Annotated in this window: 8 protein-coding genes; 5 read left to right on the top strand and 3 right to left on the bottom strand. The window is 67.9% G+C overall.

Annotation, left to right across the window (positions count from 1 at the left end; all coding sequences use genetic code 11):
- The first annotated feature begins 278 nt into the window (after positions 1 to 278).
- A complete protein-coding gene (locus DQ384_RS38460) occupies positions 279 to 1,160 on the top strand; it encodes an SAM-dependent methyltransferase (RefSeq protein ID WP_114033815.1) in 882 nt (293 codons plus the stop codon).
- Positions 1,161 to 1,263: 103 nt separating this feature from the next.
- Positions 1,264 to 2,214 carry an NHL repeat-containing protein gene (locus DQ384_RS38455; protein WP_114033814.1) on the top strand — a complete coding sequence of 317 codons (951 nt, stop codon included), beginning with the start codon at positions 1,264 to 1,266 and terminating at the stop codon, positions 2,212 to 2,214.
- 57 nt (positions 2,215 to 2,271) lie between these two features.
- Here DQ384_RS38455 and DQ384_RS38450 read toward each other — a convergent pair whose 3' ends face one another.
- The gene (locus DQ384_RS38450) at positions 2,272 to 3,117 is read right to left on the bottom strand and encodes a class I SAM-dependent methyltransferase (RefSeq protein ID WP_114033813.1); all 846 of its coding nucleotides are present in this window, start codon (positions 3,115 to 3,117) and stop codon (positions 2,272 to 2,274) included.
- Positions 3,118 to 3,335: 218 nt separating this feature from the next.
- Between DQ384_RS38450 and DQ384_RS38445 the strand changes: the two genes are divergently transcribed.
- Entirely contained in the window at positions 3,336 to 3,971 is a 636-nt protein-coding gene (locus DQ384_RS38445) for a hypothetical protein (protein ID WP_114033812.1), read from the top strand.
- 125 nt (positions 3,972 to 4,096) lie between these two features.
- On the opposite strand, the gene DQ384_RS41900 is transcribed toward DQ384_RS38445, so the two are convergent.
- Together DQ384_RS41900 and DQ384_RS38435 are read right to left on the bottom strand one after the other, a co-directional pair.
- Positions 4,097 to 4,435, bottom strand: coding sequence for an STAS domain-containing protein (locus tag DQ384_RS41900; protein WP_181871653.1), 339 nt, complete (start codon positions 4,433 to 4,435; stop codon positions 4,097 to 4,099).
- A 259-nt stretch (positions 4,436 to 4,694) separates the two neighbouring features.
- Positions 4,695 to 5,288: a TetR/AcrR family transcriptional regulator gene (locus DQ384_RS38435; RefSeq protein ID WP_181871652.1), complete on the bottom strand. Its 594-nt coding sequence runs from the start codon at positions 5,286 to 5,288 to the stop codon at positions 4,695 to 4,697.
- A 113-nt stretch (positions 5,289 to 5,401) separates the two neighbouring features.
- Here DQ384_RS38435 and DQ384_RS38430 point away from each other — a divergent pair, with 113 nt between their 5' ends.
- Both DQ384_RS38430 and DQ384_RS38425 read left to right on the top strand, forming a co-directional pair.
- On the top strand, positions 5,402 to 6,262 hold the full coding sequence (locus DQ384_RS38430; protein WP_114033810.1) for an SDR family NAD(P)-dependent oxidoreductase: 861 nt from the start codon (positions 5,402 to 5,404) through the stop codon (positions 6,260 to 6,262).
- A 275-nt stretch (positions 6,263 to 6,537) separates the two neighbouring features.
- On the top strand, positions 6,538 to 6,840 hold the full coding sequence (locus DQ384_RS38425; RefSeq protein ID WP_114033809.1) for a hypothetical protein: 303 nt from the start codon (positions 6,538 to 6,540) through the stop codon (positions 6,838 to 6,840).
- The last annotated feature ends 557 nt before the right edge of the window (positions 6,841 to 7,397 follow it).

Below are 7,397 nucleotides of genomic sequence, written 5' to 3'. Positions count from 1 at the left end.
CATGCGAGCCTCTGGTGATGGTTGATCTTGGTCGACAACCCTTCTACCAGAGGCTTCTTTACTTCTCGATCAAGACAACGGATCTGTCGCCACCCTGTGACCTGCAGCATCACGGTGAAATGGGCTCAGTGACCCCCACGACAGGGGGGGGGACGCCCTGGCGCCGCGGTCGCCGAGAATCGATCGGCCGACGGCAGGACCCGGATGACCTGGCGGATGACCGCAGGGGGTCAACCGGCGTAACCTCACGGGAAAGACACGACGCGCAGGAGAATTCGATGGTCGACGAGCCGGACACCCCGGGCCGCTTATCCGAGACGTCCGAGCCATCGGCGCCGCCCGAGACGGGCGATTCGGCGCAGGCCCCGGGGCCATCGGTGAGACGGATCAACACCTCGGTGCCCCACTCGGCCCGCATCTGGAATTACCTGCTCGGCGGGAAGGACAACTACCCCGTCGACCGCACGGCGGGGGACACGATCTGCGAGGTCTTCCCGGGCATGGTCGACATCGCCCGCCACTCCCGCCACATGCTCACGCGCGTCGTACGCTTCCTCGCCGACGACGCCGGCATTCGCCAATTCCTGGACATCGGGACCGGCCTGCCCACCGTCGACAACACCCATGAGGTCGCCCAGCGCGTGGCTCCCGACTCGCGCATCGTCTACGTGGACAACGACCCCCTGGTGCTGGTGCACGCCGAGGCGCTGCTCACCAGCACCCGCGAGGGGGCCACCGACTACATCGAGGCCGACGTCCGCGACCCGGACATCATCCTGCGCGCGGCCTCCAAGACCCTGGACTTCAGCCGGCCCACCGCGCTCATGCTGATGGGAATCCTCGGCCTGGTCACCGACTACGACGAGACGCGCGCGATCGTGAACCGGCTCATGGACGCCCTGCCCTCCGGCAGCTACCTCGCCCTCTACGACGGCACCGACACCGACCCGGCGTACGTCCAGGCCCTGCGAAGCCACAACGCGCGCAGCGGCGTCATCCCCTATACAGCACGGAGCCCCGCCCTGATCGCCCGCTACTTCGACGGCCTGACACTCCTGGACCCGGGCGTGACCTCGGTCGCCCACTGGCGCCCCGAACCCAACCTCTGGGGCGAGCCTCCGGAGGTGGCCAGCTACGGCGGCCTGGCGTACAAGCCCTGACACGCGTGACGGGAGCACATCGGCCGGGCGCCACGCGTTATATCCACCGCGCAGGAGGGCATCTCGGTAAATCACTGCACCCGCCACAGATGGGACGTCCTCAATGAAGGTGGCAGTTTTCTTAGCGGGGTTCCTGGCCGTGCTCGCGGGAGCCCCCGCAGTGGCGGCCGAGGCCGGCCCAGGTGCCTCCGCCGCCTCTGCCTCTCTGACCAAGTCGGCCTATCCCACCGAGTTCTCCCTCCCTGACGGTTTCCAGCCGGAAGGGATCGCCATCGGCCCGGGCCCGGTCGCGTACTTCGGCTCGCGCGCGACCGGCGCCATCTACCAGGCCGACCTGCGCACCGGCCAGGGACGGATCCTCAACGCCGGGCCGGGCACCCCGTCGCTCGGCCTCAAGGTCGACGCGCGCGGCCGGCTGTTCGTCGCCGGCGGCACCGGCGGCAACGCCCGCGTGATCGACACCCGGAGCGGCGAGGTGCTCGCGAGCTACCAGCTCGCCACCGGCACCTCGTTCGTCAACGACGTCGTGCTCACCCACGACGCGGCGTACTTCACCGACTCGGCCAACCCCGTGCTGTACAAGCTGCCGTTCGGACGCGGGGGAGCGCTGCCGGGCGAGGCGGTGAAGGTGCCGCTGAGCGGCGACATCGTCTACACGACCGGCAACAACGCCAACGGCATCGCCCCGACCCCCGACCACAGGGCCCTGCTCGTCGTCCAGTCCAACACCGGCAAGCTGTTCCGCGTCGACCCCTCGACCGGCGTCGCCACCATGGTGGACATCGGTGCGGAATCCCTCGTCAACGGCGACGGGCTGCTCCTGGAAGGCCGCACCCTCTACGTCGTCCAGAACCGCCTGAACACCGTGACGGCCCTCGACCTGGCCAAGGACGCCGCCTCGGGCAGGGTCGTCCGCAAGCTGACCGACCCCCGCTTCGACGTCCCCACCACCGTGGCGGCCTTCCACGACCGCCTCTACCTCCCCAACGCCCGTTTCACCACACCTCCCACCCCGACCACCCCGTACACCGTCGTGGCGATCACGCGTCACTGACGCGTCACCGCCCGTAGCCCAACGGCGTGCCCGCCTCGGCGGCGGGCACGTCCCGGCTCACCGCTCGCCCTGTGGCTTGCGCCAGGTCATGATCTCGGTTGCCGGAAGGCGCTCGGCGAAGCGGTCGTCGGGCGAGGCGTGTCGCAGCACCTCGCGCAGGTCCCGCTCGAAGTCCTCCAGCCTGTCGCCGAACAGGTGAGGGGCGGAGTCGGATCGGGAGAACACCCACGCCACGATGTCGTCCGGGGTGCGGTCGACCACTTCCCCGGCTGGCACGATATGCCGTTCGAAGTTCTCGAACCCGGCCCGTGCCAGGACGAGATCCTCACGGTTCGGCGTGCCGTTGACGAGCGTTCCCTGACCCGCGCGGCGTACCGGGCCCAGATACCGGCGCACCAGGTCGCCGATCCGCGCGTACGGGGGAGCGGGCAGCGGCGGTGGCACCGGTTCCGCGGGCGGATTCTTCAGGTCGCTCATGTGGACGAACGCGCCGCCCGGCTCCAGCATCTCCCGCACGGTCGCGGCGACACGATCCCGATCCGTCCAGTGGAAGGACTGGGCGAACACCACGACCCGGAACCCACCCAGACCGGCCGGCAGGTCCTCGGCGCGGGCGGCCACCCACCGCGCGTTGGTCACCCCACGACGCTCGGCCCGTCGCCCGGCCTCGGCCAGCATGTCCGCATCCGGGTCGATCCCGACCGCCTCGGCGAAGAACCGCGCCAGGGCGAGCGCAACGATTCCCGGCCCGCAGCCGACGTCGAGAAGCCGGCCCCGTCCGTCCAGGCCGAGCGCCGCGGCCAGCGTTTCGGCGAAGCCCGGAGCGTACGGGAGCCGTCCGCGCTCGTAGTAGGCCGCACTTCCCCGAAACAGTGTGCTGTCCCACTGCCATCCATCAGGCATATCGATCCTCCTCCACGATCTGGTGAACTGGGGGCGGATCCCGCACTATCACCGGCGCCGCCGCCCTCCCGGCCCTTCCGATCCGACTGAACATTCCTGCGGCGGCGAGATGAGGTGCTACCGGCCCCGGGAGGCACTAACTCGCGCGGCTGCCCAGTCGTTCTCCGCCCGCGCGGAAAAGCCTTTGCCCGAACCCGCGCAGCGGGTGACACTGCAGCGTGCACTCCCATGAAAAAGCCGAGCAGGTCGCCAACGAGTTGAGGAGCCGGATCTACACGGCGTTGCGCGACGGCGGCCTCAACGCCGAACCCGTCATCGAGTTGGCCTGCCTGCTGGAGGAATGGGGCATGCGCACGCCTGCTACGCGAGAACTTCTCGAACGGCCCACCGCCCACCTGACAGCGCAGGACCTGACCCGGCTGGGCGAGGACCTTCTTCGCGACACCGGTTTCGAGCCGACCTTCGCGCTGGAACCGCGTCTGTGGACGGCGCTGGAGCAGGCGCTGATGACGGTGGAGCGTGACGTTCGGGCCACGGGACTCAGCGGGACGCTCCGGCTGGTCAGTCCCGAGTGGGACGACAGCGGCCAGGCCTGGGTGGAGTTTCAGGGCATTCACCACGGCAACGGCATTCGGCCCGGCGTGGGAAGCGACCCTCAATGGGCGCTCGCGAGCGTCGCCGACGCCACCCAAGAAGTGATCATGGAGATGATCTGGGGAGTCTGGCCGGTCTGCTCCGCCCACGGTCTCGGCCTGCGCGCCGAGCTGGGCCATGAGATGGCCGTTTGGCGATGCACGGGCGCCGGAACGCATAGCGTCGCGCCGGTGGGTGAACTGCCTCCTGAACCTCGTTAGCCATCTTCTGGCCTGTCACATGGACCCGGCCCCTGACGGCTCATACGGTGCGGCGCGCGGGCGGTGACAGGGTTACCACGCAGGCCGACGAGCCCGGTGCCTCCGCAGGTGTGGCAGTCGACGTGCTAGGCGTCGCCGGAGGCGGCAGGGCCGGGGTCGATGGTGAAGGCCTCGCCGAGCCTGGTCAGGTCCAGCAGGCGCCGCAGCACACCCTGGACGTTGGTCAACTCCATGCTGCCCTGGACCGCTGCCACGGCTCGCCGTGCCCGGAGCAACGCCCACAACCCCGAGGAGTCGCAAAAGCTCAGACCAGCGACGTCAACGGTGAGATGCCGGCAGCCGCCGCTCAGTGCCTCCTCCACCGCATCGTCAAGGCGAGAGACCGTCCCCCTGTCCAGCTCGCCATGCAAGATCAGGCGGATGCGGTCCTGCTCGTGAACGAGCTTGATCGAAAAGGGCGTCATCGACGAAGTCCCATCCCGATGCGAAAGACCCATAATGCGCTGAACTCCAGTGCAAGCAACCCAATCAGCCTGCGCAGTCCACCGCAACCCTCCGGGAGGAACCCAGCACCGCAGAGGAGCGCCGACCTCGGTCAGCCGGCCCGGGTCGCATGGGCCACGGTGACGACGAACGCGGGGGTTTTGCCCGCGACTCACGCAGCCGGCGGCTGGTAGGGGCCACGTACCGGCGGCAGGGCGGACAGCGCGACCATGACTCTGCTCAGCGGGGTCCGATGGTGGCCATGGCCTGATCGATGGCCTCGGCGAAGCTCTGCTTCGCACCGCCGGCCAGCCATGCCTTCTGGGCTGCGAGCAGGCAGCCGAACGCGCCCGCGACGAGCGCGCGCGGTGTCGGATCGTCGTCAGAGTACGGCTTTCCGGCCGCCTGTGCGCGGTCGCGGATCGCCGTTTCGGCGGCGTCCCCCATGACGTGCAGCTTCTCCAGGTAGCTGGCCAGAAGGGCCGGGGTGGTGAACACGATGCGCTGCATGGGGTCGGCCACTTCGCGCTTGCCGGGCGCGTCGACGTGGGGGACGAGGAGGTCAAAGATCCTGCGTAGCGACTCCCATACGGGCTCATCGGCAGGTCGGTCTCTCAGGGCCTGGAGCATCTCCTCGGCGACGAAGCCCAGCTTCCCGACCACGATGTCTTCCTTGGTCGCGAAGTAACGGAAGACGCTGCGCGGCGACATGCCGACCTCTGCGGCGACGTCGTCGATCGTCGTGGCCTCGTACCCACGTTCAACGAACAGCCGCTGGGCGGCTTCGGCGATCTCTTTCTGGACTGTTCGGCGGGTCCGCTCGCGCAGCCCCATAGGAGAATCCTTCATGATGCGACAATCATAGCACTGCCCGCACTAATTGACAGTCAGTGACAAGTTCGGCATATGCTGCTACCTGCCAAGGGTTGATTCAGAGAGGGAGTCACATGCCTAGGACCACCTCACACAGGACGATCGTGATCACCGGCGCGAGTGACGGCATCGGTGCCGCGGCGGCCCGTCAACTCCACGCCCACGGCCACCGGGTCGTCATCGTCGGCCGTTCGCCGCAGAAGACACAGGCCGTCGCCCGCGAGCTCGGCACCGATTTCCATGTCGCGGACTTCGCCCGGCTGGACGACGTGCGCGAGCTTGCCGCTGACCTCAATGCCTCCTACCCGAGCATCGATGTGCTCGCCAACAACGCCGGCGGCATCTTCGGCGACCGCGTCAAGACCGTCGACGGGTTCGAGAAGACCTTCCAGGTCAACCACCTGGCGCCCTTCCTGCTCACTCAGCTCCTCATGGACAGGCTGGTGGCGAGCCGGGCGAGCGTCATCCAGACCTCCAGCGTCGGGGCGCGCCTGGCCGGCCGGCTCGTGATCGACGACCTCGACCACGACAAGGACTTCACTCCGCTACTCGCCTACGGCACCACGAAGCTGGAGAACATCTTGTTCACCAAGGAACTCCACGTCCGCTTCCACGATCACGGCATCTCGAGTGCCGCCTTCCACCCGGGGACCGTTGCCACCGGCTTCGCGACCGACTCCGACAGCATCTTGAGGCATATCTCTCGCAGTCGCATCGCTCGCGCGTTCATGACCAGCCCCGAGAAGGCTGCCGGCCAGCTCGTCTGGCTCGCCGAGACCACGCCCGGCAAGGACTGGCAGTCCGGCGTCTACTACGAGAAGCGCAAGCCCGCCCGCCGTAACGACAAACAGGCCAAAGACGCCGCGCTCGCACGCGAGCTCTGGAACCGCTCCGAGCTACTTCTCGCCTCGACCGGCCCGACCCCGCGCGCCTGAGCCGCCTCGAGCGCGACAACCGACCGGCCGGCCCCGAGTGGCCGGGCCCTCACTCCACGGACCCACGATCTTCCTGTCCGACGGCAACGAAGTTGACCGCGAAGCCACGCCGAAGGCGCCCTTGACTCGGCGGCGTCGACCGGGACACTCGACCCGTGAGGAGGACGGGACCGCCAGAAGAGAAGTGCACCGCGGATCACCACCCACTCGACAGTACTGACATTGTCGTGATCGCTTGCCTGTGCTTATGTGTCCGAGTGAGCCGTGATTTGGATATGCCCAGCCCTCTCGAACCTGTTCCGGCGAGGAGGAACCCAGCAGGCGGTAGGGGGAAGTACATCACGCCGGCCGTACTCCTGGGCGCGGTCCCGCTTTTGCTCGCCAACTGGTACCTCATGGTGATGATCCTCGGACGCGATTGCGTCACATATGCGGGAGGCAACATAACGGACTGCGTCGGCGGAATTTCGGAGGAGGAGATGTCCGCCGTATCGGGGCTGATCGCGCTGGTGATACTCCTCATTCAGATAGGGCTGATTGTCCTGGTAGGCCGGCGAACCCGCTCCGGCCTGCAGTGAGGTTGCATGGCCGGGCGACGGCGCGCCTTGGGACGACGAGTGTGCATTAGTGCCGCGGGTGCTTAGTAGCTGTACACGTCGGAGCCCGCGGGCCGTCCATCGCTCATGTCATGGAACTCCGTCGCTTCAGGGGAATGGAGTTCAAGATCTTCGCAGGCGGGTGAGACGAAATCAGGAGCCGAGCGCGGACCAGCCCAGAGCCACCACGGGGTGCATCGCCAGAGTCGCCAGAATCGCCAGCGAAGACTCGGACCTCCGTAGGGAAGGGCAGGCCCCTCGTTGATGGCTCGCCGCCCTGCTCGACCGGTAGATCCGGGCCCGGCGAGGTGTGATCGCGTAAGGCGGCGTTGCTGTACGCGCTGCTGTACAGCAAGCATGCCTGGGGTGGGTCGCGGTCAGGCCCAGCAGGTGCTGGTACAACTCCGTGTCGCGCATACCCCGATCCTGCGTCCCGGCGCTTGATCACCCCCACCGGACCCACACGAAGCCCGGAAGCGCCATTCGGAAGCGCATGATCGTCGGCCAGCAGGTTGGTCCGGTCAGCCTTCCTCGGTGAG

The sequence above is a fragment of the Sphaerisporangium album genome (genome assembly GCF_003323745.1).
In the GTDB taxonomy this organism is placed as follows: Bacteria; Actinomycetota; Actinomycetes; order Streptosporangiales; family Streptosporangiaceae; genus Sphaerisporangium; species Sphaerisporangium album.
This window is presented reverse-complemented; position numbering and strand designations above follow the sequence as displayed.